25 protein-coding genes and 1 riboswitch are annotated in these 26,085 nt (G+C 56.1%); of the genes, 13 read left to right on the top strand and 12 right to left on the bottom strand.

What is annotated here, in order from left to right:
- Window positions 1–43: 43 nt before the first annotated feature.
- The 4 genes from K2184_RS11635 to K2184_RS11620 are packed head-to-tail and all read right to left on the bottom strand — an operon-like array spanning window position 44 to window position 4,026.
- Window positions 44–1,036: a transketolase family protein gene (locus K2184_RS11635; protein WP_016808144.1), complete on the bottom strand. Its 993-nt coding sequence runs from the start codon at window positions 1,034–1,036 to the stop codon at window positions 44–46.
- Window positions 1,036–1,881: a transketolase gene (locus K2184_RS11630; RefSeq protein WP_004100471.1), complete on the bottom strand. Its 846-nt coding sequence runs from the start codon at window positions 1,879–1,881 to the stop codon at window positions 1,036–1,038. Before K2184_RS11630 ends, K2184_RS11635 begins: the two co-directional genes overlap by 1 nt.
- Before the next feature lie 13 nt (window positions 1,882–1,894).
- The gene (locus tag K2184_RS11625; RefSeq protein ID WP_004100470.1) at window positions 1,895–2,644 is read right to left on the bottom strand and encodes an SDR family NAD(P)-dependent oxidoreductase; all 750 of its coding nucleotides are present in this window, start codon (window positions 2,642–2,644) and stop codon (window positions 1,895–1,897) included.
- A gap of 50 nt (window positions 2,645–2,694) precedes the next feature.
- Complete coding sequence (locus K2184_RS11620) at window positions 2,695–4,026, bottom strand: MFS transporter (protein ID WP_016808146.1); 1,332 nt, start codon at window positions 4,024–4,026, stop codon at window positions 2,695–2,697.
- A gap of 341 nt (window positions 4,027–4,367) precedes the next feature.
- On the opposite strand from K2184_RS11620, the gene K2184_RS11615 reads away from it, so the two are divergent.
- The 6 genes from K2184_RS11615 (at window position 4,368) to K2184_RS11590 (ending at window position 11,086) form a co-directional block, all read left to right on the top strand.
- Complete coding sequence (locus K2184_RS11615) at window positions 4,368–5,291, top strand: LysR substrate-binding domain-containing protein (RefSeq protein WP_016808147.1); 924 nt, start codon at window positions 4,368–4,370, stop codon at window positions 5,289–5,291.
- 71 nt (window positions 5,292–5,362) lie between these two features.
- On the top strand, window positions 5,363–6,040 hold the full coding sequence (gene cecR, locus K2184_RS11610; protein WP_004100467.1) for a transcriptional regulator CecR: 678 nt from the start codon (window positions 5,363–5,365) through the stop codon (window positions 6,038–6,040).
- A complete protein-coding gene (hlyD, locus tag K2184_RS11605) occupies window positions 6,037–7,029 on the top strand; it encodes a secretion protein HlyD (protein ID WP_004100466.1) in 993 nt (330 codons plus the stop codon). Before cecR ends, hlyD begins: the two co-directional genes overlap by 4 nt.
- On the top strand, window positions 7,026–8,765 hold the full coding sequence (locus tag K2184_RS11600) for an ATP-binding cassette domain-containing protein (RefSeq protein WP_163525649.1): 1,740 nt from the start codon (window positions 7,026–7,028) through the stop codon (window positions 8,763–8,765). The genes hlyD and K2184_RS11600 overlap by 4 nt, the downstream gene beginning before the upstream one ends.
- Window positions 8,755–9,888 carry an ABC transporter permease gene (locus tag K2184_RS11595; protein ID WP_004100462.1) on the top strand — a complete coding sequence of 378 codons (1,134 nt, stop codon included), beginning with the start codon at window positions 8,755–8,757 and terminating at the stop codon, window positions 9,886–9,888. Before K2184_RS11600 ends, K2184_RS11595 begins: the two co-directional genes overlap by 11 nt.
- A 91-nt stretch (window positions 9,889–9,979) precedes the next feature.
- Window positions 9,980–11,086 carry an ABC transporter permease gene (locus K2184_RS11590; RefSeq protein WP_024273945.1) on the top strand — a complete coding sequence of 369 codons (1,107 nt, stop codon included), beginning with the start codon at window positions 9,980–9,982 and terminating at the stop codon, window positions 11,084–11,086.
- Here the strand turns inward: K2184_RS11590 and K2184_RS11585 are convergent.
- Window positions 11,048–11,458 carry a YbhQ family protein gene (locus K2184_RS11585; RefSeq protein ID WP_004100459.1) on the bottom strand — a complete coding sequence of 137 codons (411 nt, stop codon included), beginning with the start codon at window positions 11,456–11,458 and terminating at the stop codon, window positions 11,048–11,050. The genes K2184_RS11590 and K2184_RS11585 overlap by 39 nt on opposite strands.
- Window positions 11,459–11,601: 143 nt before the next feature.
- On the opposite strand from K2184_RS11585, the gene K2184_RS11580 reads away from it, so the two are divergent.
- The 3 genes from K2184_RS11580 to K2184_RS11570 are packed head-to-tail and all read left to right on the top strand — an operon-like array spanning window position 11,602 to window position 14,560.
- Window positions 11,602–12,351: an endonuclease/exonuclease/phosphatase family protein gene (locus K2184_RS11580; protein WP_004100457.1), complete on the top strand. Its 750-nt coding sequence runs from the start codon at window positions 11,602–11,604 to the stop codon at window positions 12,349–12,351.
- Complete coding sequence (gene clsB, locus K2184_RS11575; protein ID WP_004100455.1) at window positions 12,348–13,592, top strand: cardiolipin synthase ClsB; 1,245 nt, start codon at window positions 12,348–12,350, stop codon at window positions 13,590–13,592. Before K2184_RS11580 ends, clsB begins: the two co-directional genes overlap by 4 nt.
- A complete protein-coding gene (locus K2184_RS11570) occupies window positions 13,592–14,560 on the top strand; it encodes a lysylphosphatidylglycerol synthase transmembrane domain-containing protein (protein WP_004100453.1) in 969 nt (322 codons plus the stop codon). Before clsB ends, K2184_RS11570 begins: the two co-directional genes overlap by 1 nt.
- Before the next feature lie 281 nt (window positions 14,561–14,841).
- Here the strand turns inward: K2184_RS11570 and K2184_RS11565 are convergent, their stop codons facing one another.
- The 6 genes from K2184_RS11565 to moaA all read right to left on the bottom strand — a co-directional run bounded on the left by K2184_RS11565 (window position 14,842) and on the right by moaA (window position 18,301).
- The gene (locus tag K2184_RS11565; RefSeq protein ID WP_004100449.1) at window positions 14,842–15,546 is read right to left on the bottom strand and encodes a Bax inhibitor-1/YccA family protein; all 705 of its coding nucleotides are present in this window, start codon (window positions 15,544–15,546) and stop codon (window positions 14,842–14,844) included.
- Between the two features lie 44 nt (window positions 15,547–15,590).
- Entirely contained in the window at window positions 15,591–16,043 is a 453-nt protein-coding gene (gene moaE / locus K2184_RS11560; protein WP_004100447.1) for a molybdopterin synthase catalytic subunit MoaE, read from the bottom strand.
- A gap of 1 nt (window position 16,044) precedes the next feature.
- The gene (gene moaD, locus K2184_RS11555; protein WP_004100442.1) at window positions 16,045–16,293 is read right to left on the bottom strand and encodes a molybdopterin synthase sulfur carrier subunit; all 249 of its coding nucleotides are present in this window, start codon (window positions 16,291–16,293) and stop codon (window positions 16,045–16,047) included.
- A complete protein-coding gene (gene moaC / locus K2184_RS11550; protein WP_004100440.1) occupies window positions 16,286–16,774 on the bottom strand; it encodes a cyclic pyranopterin monophosphate synthase MoaC in 489 nt (162 codons plus the stop codon). Before moaC ends, moaD begins: the two co-directional genes overlap by 8 nt.
- Before the next feature lie 3 nt (window positions 16,775–16,777).
- Window positions 16,778–17,290, bottom strand: coding sequence for a molybdenum cofactor biosynthesis protein B (moaB, locus tag K2184_RS11545; RefSeq protein ID WP_004100439.1), 513 nt, complete (start codon window positions 17,288–17,290; stop codon window positions 16,778–16,780).
- 21 nt (window positions 17,291–17,311) lie between these two features.
- Window positions 17,312–18,301 carry a GTP 3',8-cyclase MoaA gene (gene moaA, locus K2184_RS11540; protein ID WP_004111553.1) on the bottom strand — a complete coding sequence of 330 codons (990 nt, stop codon included), beginning with the start codon at window positions 18,299–18,301 and terminating at the stop codon, window positions 17,312–17,314.
- A riboswitch (molybdenum cofactor riboswitch) is annotated at window positions 18,289–18,427 on the bottom strand. (Overlaps the previous gene by 13 nt.)
- Before the next feature lie 365 nt (window positions 18,428–18,792).
- On the opposite strand from moaA, the gene yvcK reads away from it, so the two are divergent.
- The 4 genes from yvcK to pmrB all read left to right on the top strand — a co-directional run bounded on the left by yvcK (window position 18,793) and on the right by pmrB (window position 23,222).
- Window positions 18,793–19,698 carry a uridine diphosphate-N-acetylglucosamine-binding protein YvcK gene (gene yvcK, locus K2184_RS11535; protein ID WP_004100435.1) on the top strand — a complete coding sequence of 302 codons (906 nt, stop codon included), beginning with the start codon at window positions 18,793–18,795 and terminating at the stop codon, window positions 19,696–19,698.
- A 110-nt stretch (window positions 19,699–19,808) separates the two neighbouring features.
- A complete protein-coding gene (eptA, locus tag K2184_RS11530; RefSeq protein WP_024273943.1) occupies window positions 19,809–21,452 on the top strand; it encodes a phosphoethanolamine transferase EptA in 1,644 nt (547 codons plus the stop codon).
- Window positions 21,449–22,120: a two-component system response regulator PmrA gene (gene pmrA / locus K2184_RS11525; RefSeq protein ID WP_004100425.1), complete on the top strand. Its 672-nt coding sequence runs from the start codon at window positions 21,449–21,451 to the stop codon at window positions 22,118–22,120. Before eptA ends, pmrA begins: the two co-directional genes overlap by 4 nt.
- Window positions 22,121–22,124: 4 nt before the next feature.
- Entirely contained in the window at window positions 22,125–23,222 is a 1,098-nt protein-coding gene (gene pmrB / locus K2184_RS11520; protein WP_004111547.1) for a two-component system sensor histidine kinase PmrB, read from the top strand.
- A 312-nt stretch (window positions 23,223–23,534) separates the two neighbouring features.
- On the opposite strand, the gene uvrB is transcribed toward pmrB, so the two are convergent.
- A complete protein-coding gene (gene uvrB / locus K2184_RS11515) occupies window positions 23,535–25,550 on the bottom strand; it encodes an excinuclease ABC subunit UvrB (RefSeq protein WP_024273942.1) in 2,016 nt (671 codons plus the stop codon).
- Between the last annotated feature and the right edge of the window lie 535 nt (window positions 25,551–26,085).

Below are 26,085 nucleotides of genomic sequence, written 5' to 3'. Positions count from 1 at the left end.
AAAAGCAGAGAAGCGCCGCCGCAGGACGCGGCGGCGAAAGCAATTAACGCAGGCGATACTTAATTTTTTCGACCATCCTCGCGGTGGAAATACCGTAGCGATCGTGCAGGGTCGGCAGCGCGCCGGCCAGCAGGAATTCGTCAGGCAAGCCAACGGTATCCAGCTCGCAGCGCACGCCTTTGCGCATCAGCAACGCGGCAACCGCCTCCCCCAGTCCGCCAACCGAAGTATGGTTCTCGGCAGTAACCACCAGGCGACCGGGCTTCGAGGCCTGTGCAATGATCGTTTCTTCATCAAGTGGTTTGATCGTTGGCACGTGCAGTACGGCTGCGCTGATATTATCGGCCCGCAGCTTTTCGACCGCCTCGAGGGCGCGCATGGTCATCAGCCCGGAAGAGATAATCAGCACATCGTTGCCATCCTCAAGCAGCTTCGCCTTGCCCAGCTCAAACTGATAGTCGTACTTATCCAGCACCAGCGGCACCTTACCGCGCAGCAGGCGCATATATACCGGACCGTTATGGTCGGCAATCGCCGGTACCGCCTGCTCTATCTCCAGCGCATCGCATGGGTCGACGATGACCATGCCGGGAATGCCGCGCATGATCGCCAGATCTTCCGTTGCCTGATGGCTCGGCCCGTAGCCGGTGGTCAGGCCCGGGAGCGCCGCGCAGATCTTCACGTTGAGATGCTCCTCGGCAATGACCTGATGAATAAAATCATAGGCGCGGCGGGTAGCAAAAGCGGCATAGGTGGTGGCGAAGGGAATGAATCCCTCTTTCGCCATTCCTCCCGCCGCCCCCATCAGCAGCTGTTCCGCCATTCCCATCTGGAAAAAGCGATCCGGGAAAGCCTGCGCGAAAATGTGCAGATCGGTGTACTTTGACAGGTCCGCGGTCATACCAACGATTTCTGGTCGCTGCGCCGCCAGCTTCGAGAGCGCAACGCCAAACGGTGCCGGAATCGTCGCCTGACCTTCGTCAGCAATAGAAGCGATCATCGCGGACGTTTTTAAACGTGGTTTACTCTGGCTCATTACAGCACTCCTTCCGGTTTGTTGGCGTCCAGCACCGCAATCGCTTTTTGCCACTCATCGGCATCGACGCGAATAAAATGGTTTTTATCCCGGGTTTCGAGGAACGGGACCCCTTTACCCATCAATGTGTCGCATAAGATGACCCGCGGCTGGTTGCCCGCATGATTTTTCGCGTTATCAAAGGCGGCCATCACCGCCGCCAGATCGTTACCGTCGACGCGCTGCACGTACCAGCCGAAGGCGGCCCATTTTTCATGCAGCGGCTCAAAGCCGAGAATTTTGCGCGAATCGCCGTCCGCCTGCTGTTTATTCACGTCAACGATGTTGATCAGGTTCGTCAGGCCGTAATGCGCCGCCGACATCGCCGCTTCCCAGGTGGAACCTTCATCCAGCTCCCCATCCGACATGGAGTTGTAGACCCAGGATGCGCTCCCTTTTTGCCGCAGCCCCAGCGCCATCCCGACGGCAATAGAGAGCCCCTGCCCCAGCGAGCCGCCGGACATCTCCATCCCCGGGGTGTAGGTCGCCATTCCCGACATCGGCAGGCGGCTGTCGTCAGAACCGTAGGTTTCCAGCTCCTCTTCCGGGATAATTCCCGCCTCCAGCAGCGCCGCATAGTAGGCGATGGCGTAATGGCCGTGAGAGAGCAGGAAGCGGTCGCGACCTTCCCACTGCGGCTCTTGCGGACGGTAGGTCATCGCGTGGCTGAACGCGGTGGCCAGCACATCCGCATAGCCTAATGCCTGGCCGATATAGCCCTGACCCTGAACCTCCCCCATGCGCAGGGCATAGCGGCGAATCCGCCACGCCGCCGCGGCGACTTTTTGTGCTTCGGTGATCTTCATCTGCTTGCCTCGCTTAGTGGATTAACATGCCGCCGTTTACGTCAAGAGTGATACCGGTAGAGTAGGAAGAGAGATCGCTGCCGAGGAATAGCGCGGCGCGCGCGATGTCAACCGCATCGCCGAGGCGGTTCATCGGGATTCCGGCGAGGATGTTGGCCGTCATTTCGTCGGTCAGCTTACCGGCGGTGATATCGGTCTGGATCAGCCCCGGGGTAATGCAGTTGACGCGGACGTTGTCCGGACCCAGCTCGCGGGCCATCGCTCGCGCCAGGCCAAGCACTCCGGCCTTTGCCGCACTGTAGTGCGGGCCGCCGAAGATACCGCCGCCGCGCTGGGCGGAAACCGACGAGATACAGACAATGCTGCCCGATTTTTGCGCCCGCATCGCCGGGATAACCGCCTGCGACATCAGCAGCGTACCGCGCAAGCTGACATCCAATACCGCGTCATAGTTGGCACGTTTAATGTCCATCAGCTTCAGCGGCTGGGTGATACCGGCGTTATTCACCAGCACGTCTACCCGACCATATTTCGCCAGAATCTGTTCCATTGCCGCCTGAACCTGAACTTCATCGGCGACGTTTGCCGCCAGCCCGAGATGGCCTTCGCCTAATGCCGTCGCCGCGGCTTTGCTGGCTTCGCCATTGAGGTCGATAATGACCACTTTAGCGCCGTTTTCGGCAAATAACTTCGCGGTAGCAAAACCCAAACCGCGTGCGGAGGCCGCGCCAGTAATAATGGCGACTTTATCTTTTAATAACATATTTTTACTCCATGACATTACGTCATATTAATTAACAGGATATATTTCCGTTATTGTGGCTCATCGAGAAAGAGAATAACCAGCAAACCAATTGCTGCGCAGATACCAAAATAAGTAAATACAGAATTAAAGCTGCCGGTCTGGTCCAGTAAAAATCCCGCAGCCATCGGGGCAACAAATCCGCCAAGGTTGCCACCGCTATTAATAATAGAAGAGGCGATCGGATAGGTTTTACTGTCCGAAACGGCCATACCGTAAGCGGTAAAAGCCGGCCAGCCGATATTTAAACAAAAGCCGACGAAGAACAAACCAATACAGACCGCCAGGGTACTCGCTGGAATATTCAGCATGATTAACATCATGACCACCGTTGAAATAGCGGTAAACATCATGGTGGGTTTACGCCGACGGCCTAATACTTTATCTGAAATCCACCCTCCGGCGATCGCGCCAATAAAACCGCCGATGCACGGCATACTTGCCACAAAGCCCATGCTCATCACATCAAAACCGCGCTCTTTGACTAAATACAGCGGGATCCAGGTTAATAATCCGTACAGTACGCTAACCATCATAAAATAGGCCAGACAGTCACCGAGAATATTTTTTGAGGTAAATAATCCTTTCGCCGTATCGATAGGCGCCATTTTCTTCACTCGAATAATTTTATCCAGCCAGGTAAAACGATTGGCAATTAAGATATTTTCGCGCACAAGGTTATCATCGGTTTCACGCCCGGCATTGATCTCTTCCAGTTCGGCTGGTGAAACAAATCCGCTCTCCGAGGGTTTTGACTTAACCAACAGGTACCACGCTATCGCCGCCACAATCCCCGGTATCGCAAAGGAGAAAAAGACCCACCGCCACCCCCAGGTTACCGCAATCCACACCGCCAGCGGCGGAACGATGATCGGCGCAAACATGGTAGCTGCAATGTAAACGCCCGTCGCCGTGGCTTTCTCTTTCGGCGGGAACCAATTGTTAATGGTTGAAGCCAGTCCTACCGGGCACGGCCCTTCGCTAAGACCCAGTCCCAGACGCACCATTTTCAGACCAAAAACGGAGCTCACGGTGCCCATCAGCCAGGTAAAAGCGGAAAAGCCGAAAATGGATAGCGAAACCAACCCCCGGGTACCGCGTTTGGCAATAAAGAATCCTGCCGGGATCTGACTTACCGCATAGCCCAAAAAAAACATGCTGGCGATGGCCCCGGCTTCAAAGTTATTGATATGAAACTCATCAATGATAAACGGCAGCACCGCGCCGATATTCGTTCTGTCAGCGTAATTTATGGCATACACCAGAAAAATCATCGTCAAAACCACGAAACGATATTTTGTTTTCCTGGCGTCAGTACAGACAACAGTATCTATACGTGACATAGGGTATCCTCATTATTGTTTTATGTTTTTGTCGCGAACCTTACCGCATCGCGCCTTGGTATCAGGCCTGTGGTTGCAATATAACAACCCAAAAAAGAAAGGGTATTCAAAAAACCTCAATTATGAGTGAGAAAAATTTGCTTCGTGACTGCACGCAAATTCCTGCGAATTATGTTGCCTGGCATCCCTCGCCCTAAAACTGTTAACTTCATCACGAATTACGCCATTACTTATTTTGTCTCTATGTTATGCTGATGTGCCATTGTGGAGATAAGGGCGAGCGTAGCTTCTTGCGAAGTAAAAATAATACCACCAGACATTTTCTATTTGCTGGAGAAATGATGAATCAGCCGCTGCAAAATAAAAGTTTACCGATGCCCTCCTTACGCAATATTCAGGCATTTATTGAAGTGGCGGATACCGGCAGTCTCAATCTGGCCGCAGAGCATCTCAATATTACAGCCTCAGCGGTCAGCCATCAGATAGCCAGCCTGGAACAGTATCTCGGAAAGAAAATATTTTCCCGCAGCAGTAAAGGCATGGTGTTAACCGCAATTGGTGAAAAATATCTTAAAGAGGTTTCCGGAGCGTTAAATATTATTGGCCAGGCCACCAATCAGGTGATTAACGATATCCATCAGGATTATTTACGCATTCACTCCGCCCCCAGCTTTGGGCTCCTGTGGCTGATGCCCCGCCTGAACAAATTTCGCCAGGCCTGGCCCGAGCTTAAAATTAGCCTGACCTGCTCTTATGAAAGTATCCAGTTCTCCCGCGATAATATTGATATCGATATTCGCCATGGGCTCTCACAATGGCCGACTCTGGTGGTCAAAACCATAAAAAATGAACGCATGCTCCCCTATAGCTCATCAACTTATTTAGCCAGCCGCGAAGTTCAGACTATTGAAGACTTACTGGCCTGCGATCTTATCCACTCCGACAGCACGCTGATCGGCTGGAGCAACTGGTTATCCTGGCACAAGGTTCGCGGCTGGAATAAGAGCTTTATTTTTAATTTTGACCGTTCCTATATGAGCATTGAGGCCGCACGCATGGGTATGGGCATTATTCTTGAAAGTAATTTGCTGGCCGGTCAGAGCGTTCGGCAACGGCACCTCGAGCCGGTTTTTTCCAGCGACGCGAGTATGCCGGTTAACGCCCATCACTTCGTTTTGCCGCACCCTAACGAGCAAAAAGAGAAAGTGAAGATCTTTTTTAACTGGGTTGCCGAAGAGCTCAGTCATGAGGGATTTCATATCTAATCGTCGATGCTGGACAAAGCGGCAACCTGCGCCTAGAGTTAATCAATCGATTGATTAATTCTTTCAGCGTGATGACCACCACACCGACTACCAGCAAGGGAGAGCAGGCGAAAAGCCAGCTCATCGCCGCCGCTATCGCCCAGTTCGGCGAATACGGCCTGCACGCCACGACCCGCGATATTGCCGCCCAGGCCGGGCAGAATATCGCTGCGATCGCCTACTATTTTGGTTCTAAGGACGATCTCTATCTCGCCTGCGCCCAGTGGATCGCCGATTTTATCGAGCACAATTTCCGTCCCCACGCGCAGGCGGCGGAAGCGCTATTCGCTCAGCCTGTTCCGGACAAAGCCGCCATGCGCACTCTGATTCTGCGCGCCTGTCAGAATATGATTTTGCTACTGACCCAGGATGATACGGTTAACTTGAGCAAATTTATCTCCCGCGAACAGCTATCGCCGACTGCGGCCTACCGGCTTATCCACGATCAGGTCATTGCTCCGCTACACTGCTACCTGACCCGTTTAATCGCCGCTTATACCGGCCTTAACGCTGACAGCACGCAGATGGTGCTGCACACGCACGCGCTACTTGGCGAAGTGCTCGCCTTTCGTCTTGGTCGGGAAACGGTGCTGCGCCGCGCGGGCTGGGCTGAATTCGATCGGCAAAAAACCGAGCAAATTTTTGAAGTTATTACCTGCCATATAGATTTCGTTCTGGAAGGATTATCGCAAAGGGGTCTGGAGTCATGAAAAAACCGCTCATCGTCGTTGTGCTGCTTCTCCTGCTGGCCGCTGTCATTGGCGGAGGCTGGTGGTGGTACCAGAGCAGCCAGCAAAAAGAGCTCACGCTTTATGGCAACGTGGATATTCGCACCGTTAACCTGAGCTTTCGCGTGGGCGGACGGCTGGCATCGCTCAGCGTCGACGAGGGCGATGCGATAAAAGCCGGGCAGACGCTGGGCGAGCTTGATCGCGCGCCCTACGAAAACGCCCTGCAGCAGGCGCAAGCCAACGTTTCCACCGCCCAGGCGCAGTACGACCTGATGATGGCGGGATATCGCTCGGAGGAGATTGCCCAGGCCGCCGCCGCGGTCAACCAGGCGCAGGCGGCTTACGACTATGCGCAGAACTTCTATCAGCGCCAGCTGGGGCTACGCAAAAGCAGCGCCATCTCCGCGAACGATCTGGAAAACGCCCGCTCCTCGCGCGATCAGGCCCAGGCGACGCTGAAATCCGCGCAGGATAAGCTGCGCCAGTATCGCGCGGGGAACCGTCCGCAGGAAATCGCCCAGGCCAGAGCCAGCCTCGAACAGGCGCAGGCCGCGCTGGCGCAGGCGAAGCTGGACCTGCACGATACCACGTTGACCTCGCCGTCCGACGGAACGCTGATGACCCGCGCCGTCGAGCCGGGCAGCATGCTTAGCGCGGGCGGTACCGTAATGACGCTGTCGTTAACCCATCCGGTATGGGTACGCGCCTACATCGATGAAACCAACCTGGGCCAGGCCCAGCCGGGGCGCGAAGTGCTGCTTTACACCGATAGTCGCCCGGATAAACCCTATCGCGGCAAAATCGGCTTCGTCTCCCCTACCGCTGAATTCACGCCGAAAACCGTGGAAACCCCGGACCTGCGCACCGATCTGGTTTATCGCCTGCGAATTGTGGTCACCGATGCCGACGACGCGCTGCGTCAGGGGATGCCGGTCACCGTCGCTTTCAGTCATGGAAACGGCCAATGAGCGAAGACGTGATTACGCTGAGCGGCCTGACCCGGAGCTTTGCCGGGATGGACCGCCCGGCCGTAGCGCCGCTGGACTGCACCATTCACTCCGGCTATGTGACCGGTCTGGTGGGCCCGGATGGCGCCGGAAAAACCACCCTGATGCGCATGCTCGCCGGGCTGCTGAAGCCCGACGCAGGCAGCGCAAAGGTGATCGGCTTCGACCCGATTGCTGACGATAGCGCCCTGCACGCGGTGCTCGGCTATATGCCGCAAAAATTCGGTCTGTATGAAGATCTGACGGTGATGGAAAATCTCACGCTCTACGCCGACCTGCGCAGCGTGACCGGCGAGGCGCGGGAGAAAACCTTCGCCCGGCTGCTGGAGTTTACCTCTCTCGGCCCCTTTACCGGCCGGCTGGCGGGTAAGCTTTCCGGCGGCATGAAGCAGAAGCTCGGCCTGGCCTGTACCCTCGTCGGCGAGCCGAAGGTACTGCTACTGGATGAGCCCGGCGTCGGCGTCGACCCCATCTCACGCCGCGAGCTGTGGCAGATGGTACACGAGCTGGCGGGCGACGGGATGCTGATCCTCTGGAGCACCTCCTACCTCGACGAGGCCGAGCAGTGCCGGGACGTTCTGTTGATGAACGAGGGCCAGCTGCTTTACCAGGGAGCGCCAAAAGTGCTGACGCAGACCATGGCGGGACGCAGTTTTTTGATTTCCAGTTCCCGGGAGAATAACCGCCGCCTGCTCCAGCGCACCCTGAAGCTGCCGCAGGTCAGCGATGGCGTCATTCAGGGTAAATCGGTACGCCTGATCATTAAAAAAGAGGCCAGCATCAGCGAAGTACAGAACGCTGCCGATATGCCGCCGCTGGAGGTCGCTGAAACCGCGCCGCGTTTTGAAGACGCCTTTATCGACCTGCTCGGCGGTGCCGGTACCGCCGAATCGCCGCTGGGCAAAATTATCCATACCGTGGAAGGCTCCCATGAGGACACGGTGATTGAAGCGCAGACCCTGACCAAGAAATTCGGCGATTTCGCCGCTACCGATCACGTCGATTTTCAGGTCAAACGTGGGGAGATTTTCGGCCTTCTCGGGCCTAACGGCGCGGGTAAGTCTACCACTTTTAAGATGATGTGCGGCCTGCTGGTCCCCACCTCCGGTAAAGCGCTGGTTCTGGGGATGGACCTGAAGGTCAGCTCCGGCAAAGCGCGTCAGCATCTGGGCTATATGGCGCAGAAGTTCTCGCTGTACGGTAACCTTTCCGTTGAGCAGAACCTGCGCTTCTTCTCCGGCGTATACGGCCTGCGCGGACGGGCGCAGAACGACAAAATTGCCAGCATGAGCGAGGCGTTCGGCCTGAAAAGCATCGCCAGGCAGGCCGCCGACGATCTGCCGCTTGGCTATAAACAACGCCTGGCGCTGGCCTGCTCGCTGATGCATGAGCCGGATATCCTGTTTCTTGACGAACCCACTTCCGGCGTCGATCCCCTCACCCGCCGCGAGTTCTGGCTGCATATCAACAGCATGGTCGATAAAGGCGTCACGGTGATGGTGACCACCCACTTTATGGATGAGGCGGAGTATTGCGATCGTATCGGTCTGGTCTATCACGGCAAATTGATCGCCAGCGGCACGCCGGACGATCTGAAGGCGCTGGCGGCGGATGAAAAACAGCCAGACCCGACGATGGAGCAGGCATTTATCACCCTCATCCATGACTGGGATAAGGAGAACGCCGGTGAGCGCTAAACTGCTATCGTGGCGGCGCGTACGCGCCCTGTGCGTGAAAGAGACGCGGCAGATCGTCCGCGACCCCAGCAGCTGGCTGATTGCGGTGGTGATCCCCCTGCTGCTGCTGTTCATTTTTGGCTACGGGATTAATCTCGACTCCAGCAAGCTGCGGGTGGGCGTGCTGCTGGAGCAGCAGAGCGAAGAGGCGCTGGATTTTGTCCATACCATGACCGGCTCCCCCTATATTGACGCCACCATCAGCGATAACCGCCAGGAACTGGTGCAGATGATGCAGGCGGGACGCATTCGCGCCCTGGTCACCCTACCGGTGGACTTCGACCAGAAGATGGCCCGTCCCGGCGACGACGCGCCGATCCAGCTCATCACCGACGGCAGCGAACCCAATACCGCTAACTTCGCCCAGGGCTACGTCGAAGGCATCTGGCAAATCTGGCAGCAGCAGCGGGCGGAAGATCGCGGTGAAACCTTCGAGCCGCTGATCGACGTGCAGATGCGCTACTGGTTTAACCCGGCCGCCATCAGCCAGCATTTTATTATCCCCGGCGCGATTACCATCATTATGACGGTGGTCGGCGCGATCCTGACGTCGCTGGTGGTGGCCCGCGAGTGGGAACGCGGCACGATGGAAGCGCTGCTGTCGACCGAAATTACCCGCGCCGAGCTGCTGCTGTGCAAGCTGATCCCCTACTATTTCCTCGGCATGCTGGCGATGCTGCTGTGTATGCTGGTGGCGGTGTTTATTCTCGGCGTGCCGTTCCGCGGTTCGCTGGTGATTCTGTTTTTTATTACCAGCCTGTTTTTGCTGAGTACCCTGGGCATGGGGCTGCTGATTTCCACCATCACCCGTAACCAGTTTAACGCCGCGCAGGTCGCGCTGAATGCCGCGTTCCTGCCGTCAATCATGCTCTCCGGATTTATTTTTCAGATAGACAGCATGCCGGCGATAATTCGCGCCGTGACCTACGTGATCCCGGCGCGCTATTTTGTCAGCACTCTGCAAAGCCTGTTTCTGGCGGGCAATATCCCGGTGGTGCTGTTGGTGAACGTGCTGTTCCTGATCGCCTCGGCGGTGATGTTTATCGGCCTGACGTGGCTGAAAACCAAACGACGTCTGGATTAATTTGCCTGCGCGCCCCCCGGTACAAGGGCTGGCAAACGGGTAGCCCGGATAAGCGCAGCGCAATCCGGGGATCACAAAGAGAGAATATGAGATGTTTCATCGCTTATGGACGTTAATCCGCAAAGAGCTACAGTCGCTGCTGCGTGAACCGCAGACGCGGGCGATTTTAATCATGCCGGTACTCATTCAGGTGCTGCTGTTCCCCTTTGCCGCCACGCTGGAGGTGACTAACGCCACCATCGCCATCTATAACGAAGACAACGGCAAGCACGCCGTGGAGCTGACCCAGCGCTTTGCCCGCGCTAAAGCCTTCACCCACGTCCTGCTGCTGAAAAGCCCTCAGGAGATAAGACCGACCATTGACGAACAAAAGGCGCTGCTGGTCGTGCGATTCCCGGCAGATTTTTCGCGCAACCTCGATACCTGGCAGACCGCCCCTCTCCAGCTGTTGCTTGATGGGCGCAACTCCAACAGCGCGCAGATCGCCGCGAACTATCTCCAGCAGATCGTCAAAAACTATCAGCAGGCGTTAATGGAAGGCAAAGCCAAACCAAACAACAGCGAGCTGGTGGTACGCAACTGGTATAACCCGAATCTCGATTACAAATGGTTCGTCGTGCCGTCGCTAATCGCCATGATCACCACCATCGGCGTGATGATCGTCACCTCGCTCTCCGTTGCCCGCGAGCGCGAACAGGGTACGCTCGATCAGCTGCTGGTCTCGCCGCTGGCAACCTGGCAGATCTTTATCGGTAAAGCGGTGCCGGCGCTAATCGTCGCGACCCTGCAGGCCACCATCGTGCTGGGAATTGGTATCTGGGCCTATCAAATCCCCTTTGCCGGCTCGCTGCTGCTGTTTTACTTTACGATGATTGTCTACGGCCTGTCGCTGGTAGGATTCGGCCTGCTGATTTCGTCACTGTGCTCCACGCAGCAGCAGGCGTTTATCGGCGTGTTCGTCTTTATGATGCCGGCAATTCTGCTCTCGGGCTACGTTTCGCCTGTGGAGAATATGCCGCAATGGCTGCAGGATTTGACGTGGGTAAACCCGATACGTCACTTTACCGATATCACCAAGCAGATCTATCTGAAGGATGCGAGTCGGGAAATTGTGTGGGGAAGTTTGTGGCCGCTACTGGTCATAGCGGCCACCACCGGCTCAGCGGCGTATGCGATGTTCCGAAGAAAGATCGCGTAGTTTTTTATCTTTCGCCAGCAGTGAAACCACCGCCGGACCTGCCAGTATGGCCAGCCCGGCGAGGGCTAACAGCAGGTTGTTGTGCAGCACGCGCGACAGCAGCCACAGCACGATTACCGCCGCGCCGAAGTACCAGGTGGTGGTGAGCTCCTCAAGGAAATCACCGACGTCGCGCCAGCGCTCATCGTGGTGACGCTGCAAGAACAGCATCGACAGTAACGTGACGCCGTACAGCACGCACAAACCTAATCCGACGCGCACCAGCGCGCCGCTCATCCAACCCATCACCAGTACTGCCACGACCAGTAGATGCAACATAATCTGCCAGCAACTAAGACCCGTTGCGACGCGTACACGTTGTTGCCACTTCATGGCTTCTCTCCTGAAGGATTTTTCTCTGCTACTCAGAGTACCGCACTTTACGGAAAATTCCGTATCACCGCATCTTTTTGTGACCTCTACTACACTATTTCCTACAGGAAAGTGACATTGCCCAGAGAAATAAGGACAACCAAATGCCGCGATTTTCGCTAAACGTGCTGACAATTAACACTCATAAAGGGTTCACTGCCTTCAATCGCCGCTTTATTTTACCCGAGCTGCGCGAAGCGGTGCGTAGCGTCAGCGCCGACATTGTTTGCCTGCAGGAGGTGATGGGTGCGCACGAAATTCATCCGCTGCATATCGAAAACTGGCCGGATACGACCCACTATGAATTTCTTGCCGATACCATGTGGAGCGATTACGCCTACGGTCGCAATGCGGTTTATCCGGAAGGGCATCACGGCAACGCGGTACTTTCTCGCTTTCCTATAGAACATTATCAAAATCTGGATGTTTCGGTCGGCAACAGCGAAAAGCGCGGCCTGCTCTATTGCCGCATCGTCCCGCCCGAAAGCGGGATCGCTATCCATGTGATCTGCGCGCATCTGGGTCTGCGTTCTCATCAGCGCCAGGCCCAGCTGACGATGCTGGCGGACTGGGTAAACGGTTTGCCCGCGGGCGAGCCGGTGGTAGTGGCCGGTGATTTTAACGACTGGCAGCAGCAGGCTAACCGCCAGCTTAAAGCCCAGGCCGGGCTGGAGGAGATTTTTACCCGCGCCAGAGGGCGCCCGGCGCGAACTTTCCCGGTCAGCTTCCCTCTGCTGCGCCTCGACCGCATATACGTAAAAAACGCCCATGCCAGCCAGCCAAAAGCGCTGGCGTTAAAACAGTGGCGTCATTTGTCCGATCATGCACCGCTTAGCGTGGAGATACATCTGTGAAATGCAGCTGGCAGGAAGGAAACCGCATTCGGCTATTAGAAAATGGCGATAACTATTATCCGGCATTATTTGCCGCTATTGATCGCGCGCAGCAGCGGGTGATTCTGGAATCCTTTATCTGGTTCGAGGATGACGTCGGCAAGCAGCTGCATGCCGTGTTGCTCAAAGCGGCCCAGCGCGGCGTGCGCGTAGAAGTCCTACTGGACGGTTACGGCTCTCCGGATTTGAGCGAAAGCTTTGTGGGCGAACTGACGTCGGCCGGGGTGATTTTTCGCTACTACGATCCGCGCCCGCGGCTGCTCGGCATGCGCACCAATTTATTCCGCCGCATGCATCGTAAAATCGTGGTGATCGACGACGTTACCGCCTTTGTCGGCGGCATTAACTACTCCGCCGAGCATATGACCGATTACGGTCCCGAGGCCAAACAGGACTACGCCGTGCAGGTTGAAGGGCCGGTGGTGCTCGACATTCTGCAGTTTGAACTGGAAAACCTGCCCACCAGCGAAGCCACCCGCCGCTGGTGGCGCCGCCGTCGGCATAAGCCCGAAGTCAACCGCAATCCCGGCGAGGCTCAGGCGCTGTTTATCTGGCGGGATAATCAGGATCATCGCGATGATATCGAACGCCACTATCTGAAAATGCTGACCACCGCCCGCCGGGAAGTGATTATCGCCAACGCCTACTTTTTCCCCGGCTATCGGCTGCTGCATGCGATGCGCAACGCTGCCCGCCGCGGCGTACGCGTCAAGCTTATTGTCCAGGGCGAACCGGATATCCCGATTGTTAAATTCGGCGCACGACTGCTGTACCACTACCTGGTCAAAGGCGGCGTGCAGATTTTTGAATATCGCCGCCGTCCGCTGCACGGCAAAGTGGCGCTGGCGGACGACCACTGGGCCACCGTCGGCTCCAGCAACCTCGACCCGCTCAGCCTGTCACTCAATCTGGAAGCCAACCTGGTGATACACGACCGCGAATTCAACCAGACGTTGCGCGATAATCTCAATGGCTTAATCGCCAACGACTGCCGCGAAGTGGATAAGCGCATTTTGTCGAAACGAACCTGGTGGCGGCTCGGGATTAGCGTGCTGGCGTTCCACTTCCTGCGCCACTTCCCCGCGTGGGTCGGATGGCTTCCGGCCCATACGCCCCTGCTGTCGCGCGTTCAGCCTCCGGTTCAGCCAGAAATTGAAACCCAGGATCGCGTGGACCCGGAAAACCAGGAGGTCAAATCCTGATGGCGAAATCTCACCCTCGCTGGCGGATGGCGAAAAAAATCCTGACGGTGCTCTTTTTTATCGCCGTCGTTGTGCTGCTGGTCGTTTACGCACAGAAAATCGACTGGCAGGAAGTGTGGAAAGTGATTCGTGATTACAACCGTACGGCGCTGCTCAGCGCCATAGGCCTGGTTATCGCCAGCTACCTGATCTATGGCTGCTACGACCTGCTGGGACGCGCCTACTGCGGCCACAAGCTGGCTAAACGCCAGGTGATGCTGGTGTCGTTTATTTGCTATGCCTTTAACCTGACGCTCAGCACCTGGGTGGGTGGGATTGGTATGCGCTATCGGCTCTACTCGCGCCTCGGCCTGAGCGGCGCAACCATTACCCGAATTTTTTCGCTGAGCATTACCACCAACTGGCTGGGCTATATTCTGCTCGGCGGCATCATTTTTAGCTCCGGCATGGTGAAGGTGCCCGAGCGCTGGTATATCAGTCAGTCGTCGCTGCAAATTCTCGGCGTCATTTTGCTGCTGATTTCCGCGTTCTATTTATGGGCCTGCGCCTTTGCTAAAAAGCGCCATCTGACGATAAAAGGCCAGCGGCTGGTTCTGCCCTCCTGGCGCTTCGCGATATTGCAGATGGCGGTTTCCAGCCTGAACTGGATGGCGATGGGGGCGATTATCTGGCTACTGCTGGGGCCACAGGTGGACTATTTCCTCGTGCTCGGCGTGCTGCTGGTCAGCAGCATTGCGGGAGTTATCGTGCATATTCCGGCAGGGATTGGCGTGCTTGAGGCGGTGTTTATCGCCATGCTTTCCGGCGAAGATATTTCGCGCGGCGCGATCATCGCCGCCCTGCTCGCCTATCGCGCGCTTTACTACTTCCTGCCGCTGCTGCTGGCGACCATCGGCTACCTGATTCTGGAGAGCCGGGCAAAGCATCTGCGGGCGAAAAACCAGCGCAAGCTGGCGGGTGAGAAGTAAAAAATCCCCGGTCGCGGATGCTGACCGGGGCTGCAGTTTCACGCGGTTTGGTAGATATCGTGGATATCTGCCGCTATTTTATCCACTCCTCTGTTGATGAACTTTCCCGGTGGCGCTTCGCTGACCGTGCTACAAGTTCACCACCGTCTGAGATCCGGTAGCCCGGACAGATGCGCAGCATCGCCTCCGGGAAACTTTGCTTCTGACCAAAGCTAAAGGTTCATCGTTTTCTGCGGTCTGGTAGCCCGGATAAGCGCATCGCGCCGCTCTCCGGGAACGAATTAACGACGGTTGCCGAAAATGCGCAGCAGCATCAGGAACAGGTTGATAAAGTCCAGATACAGCGTCAGAGCCCCGAGAATCGAGTATTTGCGCAGCGTCGACGTATCGCGAACGTCAATCTGCTCGCCGATATTTTTCAGCTTCTGGGTGTCATAGGCGGTCAGGCCGACGAATACGATCACCCCGATATAGGTCACCGCCCACATCAGCGCTTCACTCTTGAGCCAGAAGTTAACCAGCGACGCCAGCACGATACCGATGAGCGCCATAAACAGCATATTGCCGAAGCCGCTCAGATCGCGTTTAGTGGTATAGCCGTAAAGGCTCATCACGCCAAACATCCCGCCGGCAACCACGAAGGTACTGGCGATCGATGAGTAGGTATAGACGAGGAATATACTGGATAAGGTGAGTCCGGTTAGCGCCGAATAGAGCATAAACAGGGTCGTCGCCATACCGGCGCTGAGGCGCTGCACCATGCCCGAGAGCACGAACACCAACCCCAACTGGGCGATAATTAGCCCAAAGAAGGTAATTTTGCTGGAAAAAACAAACATCATCACCGCCGGGGTGTTAGCGGCAAACCACGCGATAAACGCCGTGAGCAGCAGCCCGACCGTCATCCAGCCGTATACCTGCGCCATATAAGTTTGTAGCCCGCTGCGCCCCTGGACGATGGTACCGGAACGAGGATATCTGTCCATGACTGTCTCCTGATTAACGAAATTTATCTTCTAAGCGTACCACACTACCAGCGTTCTGCCGCCTTGCGGTCGCTATCTCGCGCATCCACCCAGCGCTCGCCTTCCGGCGTCGCCTCGCGCTTCCAGAACGGCGCGCGGGTCTTCAGGTAATCCATAATAAACTCCCCCGCCGCAAACGCGCTGCCGCGATGGGCGCTGGTGACGCCGACAAAGACAATCTCTTCCCCGGGCCACATTTCGCCGATACGATGAATCACCGTCACCCGGCCCAGCGGCCAGCGCTCGCGCGCCTGTTCCACGATCTCCGCCAGCGATTTTTCCGTCATTCCCGGATAGTGCTCAAGGGTCAGCGCTTTGACGCTGTCGCCAAGGTTGTGGTTGCGGACTTTACCGGTGAACGTCACCACCGCGCCGTCTTCATCGCGCTCGGCCAGCCAGGGATATTCCTCGCCGACTTTAAAGCGGTCATGGCTGACAATAATACGCGTCTGCGTCATATTAGCCCCCGGTAACCGGCGGGAAAAATGCCACTTCATCCCCGGGCGCCAGCGGATGATCAAAGGTCGTCAGCGTCTGATTTACCGCCGCCAGCAGTTTGCCCTCTTCCAGCGCCAGCGCCCAGCGGTCGCCGCGGGCGATGAGCTGCTGGCGAACGGCTTCAACCGTGGTCAGCCCGTTCGGTTCGAGAGTCAGGGAGTCGGTGCCGAGCAGTTCGCGCACCTGGGCAAAAAAAAGAACTTTAATCATGGCTAGCTTCCACTCTGAAATCGCCGGACTTACCGCCGCTTTTCGCCAGCAGGCGCACCGGGCCAATCACCATATCTTTCTGCACCGCCTTGCACATATCGTAAATGGTCAGCGCGGCAACGGAAGCGGCGGTCAGAGCTTCCATCTCGACGCCGGTTTTACCGGTCAAACGGCACAGGGATTCGATACGCACCCGGTTGTGCTCGGGCTGCGCCTGCAGATTCACTTCGACTTTGCTCAGCATCAGCGGATGACAAAGCGGGATCAGCTCCCAGGTGCGTTTGGCCGCCTGAATCCCGGCGATACGCGCGGTGGCGAAGACGTCGCCTTTGTGATGACTGCCGTCGATAATCATCGCCAGCGTCGTCGCCTGCATTTCAACATAGGCCTCGGCGCGCGCCTCGCGAACCGTCTCCGCTTTCCCTGAGACATCGACCATGTGCGCTTCGCCGGCGGCGTTAATATGGGTCAGCTGTGACATAAACTACTTCTTAAGATGAGAGATAAAGTTGCAAGGGCGCGTGCGCGCATCGAGCTGCGGCGCAATGATATTGTCCCATGCGGTACGACAGGCCTTGGTTGAACCAGGCATGGCAAAAATCAGCGTGCGGTTGGCTACCCCGGCAACGGCGCGGGATTGCAGGGTCGAGGTGCCAATCTCCTCAAAGGAGAGCATGCGGAATACCTCACCGAATCCTTCCACCTCGCGGTCAAACAGCGGCAGCAGCGCTTCCGGCGCCTGGTCGCCGTCGGTAAAGCCGGTACCGCCGGTAATCAGCACCACCTGCACCTCATCGCCGGCAATCCACGCCGATACCTGGGCGCGAATGGCGTAGCGGTTCTCTTTAACAATCGCCTTATCGACGATGACGTGCCCCGCCTCTTGGGCGGCATCGCGCAGCCAGTGGCCGGAGGTGTCGTCCTCTTCGCCGCGTCGGCTGGAAACGGTGAGAATAGCAATACGGGTCGGGATAAACTCAGCGCTGGCCTGACTCATTAGATCGCTCCTTAAAATGCATTATCCGCCAATATACGACAGGTTCTGGGTAATACCGGTGTTGCCCTGATGCAGGAAATGGGTCTGTTTTTTATGCGTTAACGCTTCGGAAATCCGCGCTTCCAGCGCCGGCTGCTGCTGCTCATCGGCAAGCAGATCGCGCAGATCGACGCCGCCTTCGCCAAACAGGCACAGGTGCAGTTTTCCTACGGAAGAGACGCGCAGACGGTTGCAGGTGGCGCAGAAGTCTTTTTCATAAGGCATGATCAGGCCGATTTCCCCGGCATAGTCGGGGTGGCAAAACACCTGCGCCGGACCATCGCTACGCTGGCGGATCTGATGGATCCAGCCGCGGCGCAGCAATTCATCACGCAGCACCATGCCGGATATATGATGGCGGCGGAACAGTTCACTGCCTTCGCCGGTTTCCATCAATTCGATAAAACGTAGCTGAATGCGGCGCGGCTGGATCCACGCGAGAAAGGTATCAAGCTGATGATGGTTAACATCGCGCATCAGCACGGTATTGACCTTCACTTTTTCGAAGCCAGCGGCAAATGCGGCATCAATGCCGTCCATCACCTGACGAAATTTGTCCTGGCCGGTTATAGCATGAAACTGACGGGCGTCGAGGCTATCCACGCTGACGTTAATCGCCGTCAGTCCGGCATCGCGCCAGCTTTCAACATCCCGCGCCAGCCGGTAGCCGTTAGTGGTGACCGCAATCTGGCGAATAGAGGGGTTTTCCCGCACGGCGGCGATGATGTCGGTAAAATCGCGTCGCAGAGAGGGTTCACCGCCGGTCAGGCGCACCTTTTCGGTTCCCAGAGCGGAGAAAGCCCGCGTGACGCGACGCACTTCATCGACGCTGAGAAAGCCTTTATTAGTGACGGCGCCGGGCTTATAGCCATCGGGGAGACAGTAGGTGCAACGAAAGTTGCATACGTCGGTAATCGACAAACGCAGATAGTAAAACTTCCGCGCAAATGCATCGGTAAGCTGTGAAGCCATAGACACCTTTCCAAATACGGGAGACGCGGTCATTTCTTTTCGCGCCCTGGTGGCAACCGAAGTTGTCACGGCCAAAGCACCATATCTTTCGACACAGGCACAGAGGCTAGAGTGTTAGTGGGTTACGCCGAATAGTAGCGCGGAAACCAGGGTTATGCCATACCCACATTTCGTTATGTAACGATGTATATAACGGATTTATCTCGCTTTTTTACGACTAAGCGTGTGAGAAAGCAGCGTAATTCATCCCTCCCCTCTTTGCCTTCGGGCGGTAACAGATCCGTTGAGTATTTAATTTTTCCCGCGCAGTAGGTTATCTGGAGCGCAAAAGCTGTAAAAATATCACCCTGGCAATCGGCGGGAATTCACCAGTACGCTGATATTCTCGCCATTGCCACGCTAAAATATCCTTCATGCCCGGAGAGAACGGACATCGTTTTTTAAGGTGAAATCAGTTACTGTGAGCCCGATTAATTGAGATAAGGATTTTTATGCGCAATCGTACTTTCGCCGATCTTGATCGCGTTGTGGCTCTCGGCGGCGGACACGGGCTGGGACGGGTAATGTCATCGCTTTCTTCGCTGGGTTCGCGCCTGACGGGCATTGTGACTACAACCGATAACGGCGGATCAACAGGACGTATTCGCCGCGCGGAAGGCGGCATCGCCTGGGGCGATATGCGCAACTGTATTAATCAGTTAATTGCTGAACCCAGCGTGGCCTCGGCGATGTTTGAATACCGTTTTAGCGGTAACGGCGAACTTTCCGGGCATAACCTCGGAAACCTGATGCTTAAGGCCCTCGATCATCTGAGCGTTCGGCCGCTTGAAGCGATCAATTTGATCCGCAATTTACTGAAGGTCGATGCGTTTCTGATCCCGATGTCGGAACAGCCGGTCGATCTGATGGCTATCGATCAGGACGGGCACGAAATTTACGGCGAAGTCAATATCGATCAGTTGGCCTGCGTACCGCGCGAGCTTATGCTCTCCCCGCCGGTGCCCACAACCCGGGAGGCGCTAGAAGCTATCGCCGAAGCCGATTTAATCCTCATTGGCCCCGGCAGTTTCTATACCAGCCTGATGCCGATTTTGCTGCTTGATGAACTGGCGCAAGCGCTGCGCCGCACGCCCGCGCCAATGGTATTTATCGATAACCTCGGCAAAGAGCATAGCCCGGCGGCCAGCCTGACGCTGGCCGACAGGGTCGCCATTATGGAGCAACAAATCGGCAAACGAGTAATTGACGCGCTGGTTGTCGGCCCGAAAGCCGATACCGCAGGGGTTGAACAGCGGGTCATCATTCAGACGCCGCTGGACGCCAGCGATGTGCCCTATCGCCACGATCGGCAGCTATTACGCAACGCGCTGGAACAGGCCATTCAGGCGTTAGGTTAATCCTCAAGCGGCTTAATTGTGGCGGCAAAAGCTGGCTGGCTTAAAATCTTAAGGTTGTCTTAAAAAAGAATCGGCAGGATAGCGGACATCTCTTCATGTGGACGTTCGCTATGTCGTTATTTTCTTTACGTCGGCCGGTACTCAACCGTACGGCCTATTTGCTTCTGTTCGCCTGCTATATCGGCCTCGCGCTGAATCTTGCTTTCTATCGCCAGGCATTTACCCTGCTGCCGGTTAACGGTCTGCATAACTGGCTGGTATTCCTCAGTATGCCGATAGTGGCCATCAGCGTGATGAATATCATCACCACTCTCGCCTCGTTCCTGAAGCTCGACCGCCTCGTGGTTAGCCTGTTTATTTTGCTCAGCGCCTCGGCCCAGTATTTTATCTGGACCTTCGGGGTGGTTATCGATCGGGCGATGATTACCAATATTTTCGATACCACGCCCGCGGAGAGCTTTGCGCTGCTCTCCGGGAAAATGGTGCTGATACTGGGGCTTTCCGGCATTCTGGCCGTCGTCGCGGCATGGTGGATCAAAATTCGCAAGCCGCAGACGCTTTGGCGCAGTCTTGCCGTACGGCTGGTGAGCATCGCGGTTTCAGCGCTGCTGATTATTCTGGTCGCCGCCCTCTTCTATAAAGATTACGCTTCGCTGTTTCGCAACAACAAAGAGCTGGTAAAGTCCCTGAGCCCGTCAAACAGCATTGTGGCGGTGAATTCATGGTATGCGCATAACAGAATGGACAATCTTCCGCTGGTCAAAATTGGCGAAGACGCCGTTCAGAAGCCGCAGATGCGCAGCGGGCCGCGGAAAAATCTGACCATTGTAGTGTTAGGTGAAACATCGCGGGCGGCCAACTTCTCCCTGAACGGCTACTCTCGCGAGACCAACCCGCGTCTGAAGCAGGATAACGTGATCTATTTCGCTAATACGACTTCCTGCGGCACCGCTACCGCGGTTTCCGTCCCCTGCATGTTCTCCAATATGCCGCGCGCCCACTATGATGAAGAGCTGGCGCATCATCAGGAAGGCGTGCTGGATATCCTGCAACGGGCGGGAATTAAAGTGCAGTGGAATGACAACGACGGCGGCTGTAAAGGGGCCTGCGACCGGGTGCCGCACGAAAACGTCACCGATCTTAAGCTGAACGGCCAGTGCATCGACGGCGAGTGCTACGACGAAGTGCTGTTCCATAATCTGGATAGCTATATCGATAATCTACAGCAGGACGGGATTATCGTTCTGCATACCATCGGCAGCCACGGGCCGACCTACTACAATCGCTATCCGGCGCAGTTTAAACAGTTTACGCCGACCTGCGATACCAATGAGATCCAGAGCTGCACCCAGCAACAGCTCACTAATACCTACGACAACACGATTTTGTATGTCGATTATGTGGTCGACAAAGCGATAAAATTACTGCAGTCGAAGCAGGATAAATTTACCACCAGCCTGGTATATCTCTCAGATCACGGAGAGTCGCTTGGCGAGGATGGGGTGTATTTGCACGGGCTGCCGTGGTCCATAGCGCCGGATACGCAAAAACATGTGCCCATGCTGCTGTGGTTGTCAGCGGATTATCAACAGCGCTATGGGGTCTCCAGCCAGTGTTTGCAGCAAAAAGCGAAAACCCAAACGTATTCGCAGGATAACCTTTTCTCCACCCTGCTCGGTCTGCTCGGGGTCAGCACTCACGAGTACCAGGCAACAGACGATATTTTAACGCCATGTAGAGAGGCAGGCCGATGAAAATTTTAGTCATTGAAGACGATGCGCTCCTGTTACAAGGATTAATTCTGGCGATGCAAAGCGAGGGCTACGTGTGCGACGGCGTCTCTACCGCCCACGAAGCCGCGCTCTCGCTGGCCAGCAACCACTACAGTCTGGTGGTGCTTGACCTCGGGCTGCCCGATGAGGACGGCCTGCACTTTCTGGCACGCATGCGGCGAGAGAAGTTTAGCCAGCCGGTGCTGATCCTCACCGCCCGCGATACCGTCGATGAACGTATTAGCGGCCTGGATACCGGCGCGGATGACTATCTGGTTAAACCCTTCGCTCTTGAAGAGCTTAACGCGCGCATCCGCGCCCTGCTGCGTCGCCACAACAATCAGGGCGATAACGAGCTGACTATCGGTAACCTGCGCCTGAACGTCACCCGGCGGCTGGTCTGGCTCGGCGAACAGTCCCTGGATCTAACCCCGAAAGAGTACGCGCTGCTCTCCCGCCTGATGATGAAGGCGGGCAGTCCGGTACACCGCGAAATTCTTTATAACGATATCTACAGCTGGGACAACGAACCGGCCACTAATACGCTGGAAGTGCATATCCATAATTTACGCGATAAGGTGGGTAAATCGCGGATCCGCACCGTCCGCGGCTTCGGCTATATGCTGGTCGATAATGCAGGAGCCGAATAACGCTATGGCTCTGTTTGTCAGTAAAAACTGGACCATGCGCCATCGGCTGCTGCTGACCATTGGCGCGATACTGGCGGTTTGCCAGCTCATCAGCGTGTTCTGGCTGTGGCATGAAAGCCAGGAACAGATTCAGCTGCTGGTGGCCAGCGCCATCGAAGGTCATAATAATCAGAAGCATATTGAGCATGAGGTTCGTGAAGCGGTAGCCAGTCTGCTGATCCCGAGCCTGCTGATTATCGGCCTGGCGCTCTATATCTCCCTGCTGGCGGTGAAAAAAATCACCAGGCCGCTATCCCGCCTCCAGCAGGAACTTGAAAGCCGTACCCCGGATAACCTGCGGCCTATCGCCCTGCAAGAGTCGGTGCCCGAAGTCACCGCGGTCACTACCGCGATTAATCAGCTGGTCTCCCGCCTTAACTTAACGCTCGATCGCGAGCGCCTGTTTACCGCCGACGTCGCCCATGAGCTGCGCACGCCCCTGGCCGGATTGCGTCTGCATCTGGAGCTGCTGGCGAAAGTGCATGGCGTTAGCGTCGCCCCGCTGATCCAGCGCCTCGATCAGATGACCAACAGCATTAATCAACTGCTTCAGCTGGCGCGGGTCGGCCAGTCTTTCTCCGCCGGCAGCTATCAGCAGGTCAGGCTGAAGGAAGATGTGATCGAGCCGCTGCGCAGCGAACTGGAGACGATGCTGGAACAGCGTCAGCAAAAGCTGGTGGTCAGCGACAAAGAGGGTGAAGCGATAGTGTCAGGTGACGCCACGCTGGTGCAGGTGATTTTACGCAATCTGGTAGAAAACGCGCATCGTTACAGCCCGACGGGTTCGACGATTAAAGTGTCGATAGCCCCCGGCTCCACGCCGGTTCTGGCGGTAGAAGATGAAGGTCCGGGCATTGATGAGGCCAAAAGCGGTGAATTGAGCAAAGCGTTCGTCCGCATGGACAGCCGCTACGGTGGTATCGGGCTCGGGTTAAGCATCGTCACCCGCATCGCCCAGCTGCACGACGCCCAGTTCTTTTTACATAACCGTCAGCCCGGGCCCGGCGTTCGCGCGTGGGTGCTTTTTCCCGACACGGTCCGTCAGAACGTCAGCACCCATTGATGAAAAAAGGCAACGACGATAACAAAAGCGCAGGTGACTGCCAGATATTCGCGGAAGGTTAATTTTTGCATGGCGCTATCCTCAGTAGATTGAGGATAGTTTCGCCAAACAATATTAAGCCAACATTAAGCATCACGGAAAATCGCGACAGAGGGGCAATAAATAGACAAAACGTGTTGCGCCTCATTTTGGCTCATGCGCTCGCTTTTCTCTCGGGTGGCGGCTAACGCCTTACCCGCCCCACGAAAAACACCGCCCGTCCCCCCCCTGAAGCACCGGTAAAGCCCGGGCGATATTTATCTGGCAACTCCGCTACGAAGCGGCGATAAACAGATCGCGCAGCTGATGAAGCTGGTCGCGAATTTGCGCCGCCTCTTCGAACTCCAGATTCTGCGCGTGCTGCATCATCTGCGCTTCCAGCTCGTGGATCTTCTGCTGCAACGCCTTCGGCGTGAGCGCCACGACATCCGCCTCAACCGGCGAGCGAGACTTGCCGCGCCCCTTAGTTTTCGTTTTGGCAATATTCTGACCGAGCGCCAGAATGTCGACCACTTTCTTATTCAGCCCCTGCGGAACAATACCGTGCTCTTCGTTATAGGCCTGCTGCTTCTCGCGGCGACGTTCGGTTTCACCGATCGCTTTCGCCATTGACGGCGTAATTTTATCGCCATAGAGAATCGCTTTACCGTTGATGTTGCGCGCCGCGCGGCCAATGGTCTGAATCAGCGAGCGTTCAGAGCGCAGGAAGCCTTCTTTATCGGCGTCCAGGATCGCCACCAGCGAGACTTCCGGCATATCCAGACCTTCACGCAGGAGGTTGATCCCTACCAGCACGTCAAACTCGCCGAGGCGCAGATCGCGGATAATCTCCATACGCTCGACGGTATCGATATCCGAATGCAGATAGCGCACCCGCTCGCCGTGCTCTTCCAGATATTCGGTTAAGTCTTCCGCCATCCGTTTGGTCAGCGTGGTGACCAATACGCGCTCGTTGATCGCGGTACGCAGGCGAATTTCCGACAGCAGGTCGTCGACCTGAGTGGCTACCGGGCGCACTTCGATGACCGGATCCAGTAGCCCGGTCGGGCGGACAACCTGGTCGACGACTTCGTCGCCGGATTTATCCAGCTCATAGGTGCCCGGCGTTGCCGAAACGTAGATCGTTTGCGGCGCCAGGGCCTCAAACTCTTCAAACTTCATCGGACGGTTATCCAGCGCGGACGGCAGACGGAAACCGTACTCCACCAGCGTCTCTTTACGCGCCCGGTCTCCGCGGTACATGCCGCCGATTTGCGGAATCGTGACGTGGGATTCATCAATCACCAGCAGACCATCAGCCGGCAGGTAGTCGAACAGCGTCGGCGGCGGCTCGCCCGGCCCGCGCCCTGACAGATAGCGCGAGTAGTTTTCAATCCCCGAGCAGTAGCCTAGCTCGTTCATCATTTCGAGATCGAACTGAGTACGCTGGCTGAGGCGCTGCTCTTCCAGCAGCTTATTGTTTTCCAGCAGCACCTTACGCCGCTCCGCCAGCTCGGTTTTGATCTCTTCCATCGCCTGGACAATACGTTCGCGCGGAGTGACGTAGTGGGTTTTCGGGTAGACGGTAAAGCGCGGGATCGTCGACTCGATGTGGCCGGTGAGCGGGTCGAACAGCGACAGGCGCTCGACTTCTTCATCGAACAGCTCTACGCGCAGCGCGACGTCGTCAGACTCCGCCGGGAAGATATCGATCACCTCGCCGCGCACGCGGAAGGTACCCCGCTGGAAGGCCTGATCGTTGCGGGTATACTGCAGTTCAGCCAGGCGGCGCAAAATGGCGCGCTGGTCGATGATCATGCCGACCGTCAGGTGCAGCATCATCTTCAGATAGAGGTCCGGATCGCCGAGACCGTAGATGGCGGAGACCGAGGCAACCACCACCACGTCACGACGCTCCAGCAGCGCTTTGGTTGCCGACAGACGCATCTGTTCAATATGTTCGTTTACCGAAGCATCTTTCTCGATGAAGGTGTCCGAGCTTGGCACATAGGCTTCCGGCTGATAGTAGTCGTAGTACGAGACGAAATACTCCACCGCGTTCTCCGGGAAGAACTCTTTCATCTCGCCGTATAGCTGCGCCGCCAGCGTTTTGTTCGGCGCCAGCACCATCGTCGGGCGCTGCAGGTCGGCAATGACGTTGGCGATGGTAAAAGTTTTACCTGAGCCGGTCACCCCGAGCAGCGTTTGATGCGCCAGGCCATCTTCCAGCCCCTCTTCCAGGCGACGAATGGCTTCCGGCTGGTCGCCGGAGGGACGGAAAGCAGAATGCAGCTTGAACGGTTTACTCATCTATCAGGACCTGAAGAAGGGTTGAACGGCAGGTCTTTAATTCTACTCGCCAGCACAGCTTTTGCCAATAAAAAATACTGGATATAAAAACAGTATCCTATTATCGTATCCGGGCGAATCAGCCCTTTTTGCCGTCAGAATAGACGAATAAATAGCGCTTTTGCGCATAATCCACCACTCTGTGGGGTTATCCCCAGAAAGTATTGACATTTAACATTTGTCAAGCGAGTGGATGAATGTTTTATGGCAGCCGGTGACACTTTTCTTACAGGCATTGCTTTTATTTAAGCATTTGAAATTTAATGAAATTTAATAAAAGACGGGTTTCGCGTCAATTCGCCCGCAGGCCGCGTAGTCTCTAGCTTACCGCAAGTTTTCTAACTCTAATACACAAGGTTATCCACAGGAATAGTGGATAACTGTCTGCAGCCCCTGACCCAAGCCACCCGAACAAAACCGAGCGGACCGGCAAAACCCGCTGCGAAAAAAATTTATTGAATTTTTTTTGCTGTTTATCGGCAAAGATTAGCTGGAT

The sequence above is a fragment of the Klebsiella sp. K5-306 genome (assembly GCF_051835185.1).
GTDB lineage: Bacteria > Pseudomonadota > Gammaproteobacteria > Enterobacterales > Enterobacteriaceae > Klebsiella > Klebsiella oxytoca.
The sequence above is the reverse complement of the archived record's forward strand: the minus strand, read 5'-3'. Positions and strand labels throughout refer to the sequence as shown.

Excerpts from the sequence above, each read along its gene's own strand:
- K2184_RS11635 (WP_016808144.1), bottom strand. The coding sequence starts at position 1,036 with ATGAGCCAGAGTAAACCACGTTTAAAAACGTCCGCGATGATCGCTTCT.
- K2184_RS11630 (WP_004100471.1), bottom strand. The coding sequence starts at position 1,881 with ATGAAGATCACCGAAGCACAAAAAGTCGCCGCGGCGGCGTGGCGGATT.
- K2184_RS11625 (WP_004100470.1), bottom strand. The coding sequence starts at position 2,644 with ATGTTATTAAAAGATAAAGTCGCCATTATTACTGGCGCGGCCTCCGCA.
- K2184_RS11620 (WP_016808146.1), bottom strand. The coding sequence starts at position 4,026 with ATGTCACGTATAGATACTGTTGTCTGTACTGACGCCAGGAAAACAAAA.
- K2184_RS11615 (WP_016808147.1), top strand. The coding sequence starts at position 4,368 with ATGAATCAGCCGCTGCAAAATAAAAGTTTACCGATGCCCTCCTTACGC.
- cecR (WP_004100467.1), top strand. The coding sequence starts at position 5,363 with ATGACCACCACACCGACTACCAGCAAGGGAGAGCAGGCGAAAAGCCAG.
- hlyD (WP_004100466.1), top strand. The coding sequence starts at position 6,037 with ATGAAAAAACCGCTCATCGTCGTTGTGCTGCTTCTCCTGCTGGCCGCT.
- K2184_RS11600 (WP_163525649.1), top strand. The coding sequence starts at position 7,026 with ATGAGCGAAGACGTGATTACGCTGAGCGGCCTGACCCGGAGCTTTGCC.
- K2184_RS11590 (WP_024273945.1), top strand. The coding sequence starts at position 9,980 with ATGTTTCATCGCTTATGGACGTTAATCCGCAAAGAGCTACAGTCGCTG.
- K2184_RS11585 (WP_004100459.1), bottom strand. The coding sequence starts at position 11,458 with ATGAAGTGGCAACAACGTGTACGCGTCGCAACGGGTCTTAGTTGCTGG.
- K2184_RS11580 (WP_004100457.1), top strand. The coding sequence starts at position 11,602 with ATGCCGCGATTTTCGCTAAACGTGCTGACAATTAACACTCATAAAGGG.
- K2184_RS11570 (WP_004100453.1), top strand. The coding sequence starts at position 13,592 with ATGGCGAAATCTCACCCTCGCTGGCGGATGGCGAAAAAAATCCTGACG.
- K2184_RS11565 (WP_004100449.1), bottom strand. The coding sequence starts at position 15,546 with ATGGACAGATATCCTCGTTCCGGTACCATCGTCCAGGGGCGCAGCGGG.
- moaE (WP_004100447.1), bottom strand. The coding sequence starts at position 16,043 with ATGACGCAGACGCGTATTATTGTCAGCCATGACCGCTTTAAAGTCGGC.
- moaD (WP_004100442.1), bottom strand. The coding sequence starts at position 16,293 with ATGATTAAAGTTCTTTTTTTTGCCCAGGTGCGCGAACTGCTCGGCACC.
- moaC (WP_004100440.1), bottom strand. The coding sequence starts at position 16,774 with ATGTCACAGCTGACCCATATTAACGCCGCCGGCGAAGCGCACATGGTC.
- moaB (WP_004100439.1), bottom strand. The coding sequence starts at position 17,290 with ATGAGTCAGGCCAGCGCTGAGTTTATCCCGACCCGTATTGCTATTCTC.
- moaA (WP_004111553.1), bottom strand. The coding sequence starts at position 18,301 with ATGGCTTCACAGCTTACCGATGCATTTGCGCGGAAGTTTTACTATCTG.
- yvcK (WP_004100435.1), top strand. The coding sequence starts at position 18,793 with ATGCGCAATCGTACTTTCGCCGATCTTGATCGCGTTGTGGCTCTCGGC.
- eptA (WP_024273943.1), top strand. The coding sequence starts at position 19,809 with ATGTCGTTATTTTCTTTACGTCGGCCGGTACTCAACCGTACGGCCTAT.
- pmrA (WP_004100425.1), top strand. The coding sequence starts at position 21,449 with ATGAAAATTTTAGTCATTGAAGACGATGCGCTCCTGTTACAAGGATTA.
- pmrB (WP_004111547.1), top strand. The coding sequence starts at position 22,125 with ATGGCTCTGTTTGTCAGTAAAAACTGGACCATGCGCCATCGGCTGCTG.
- uvrB (WP_024273942.1), bottom strand. The coding sequence starts at position 25,550 with ATGAGTAAACCGTTCAAGCTGCATTCTGCTTTCCGTCCCTCCGGCGAC.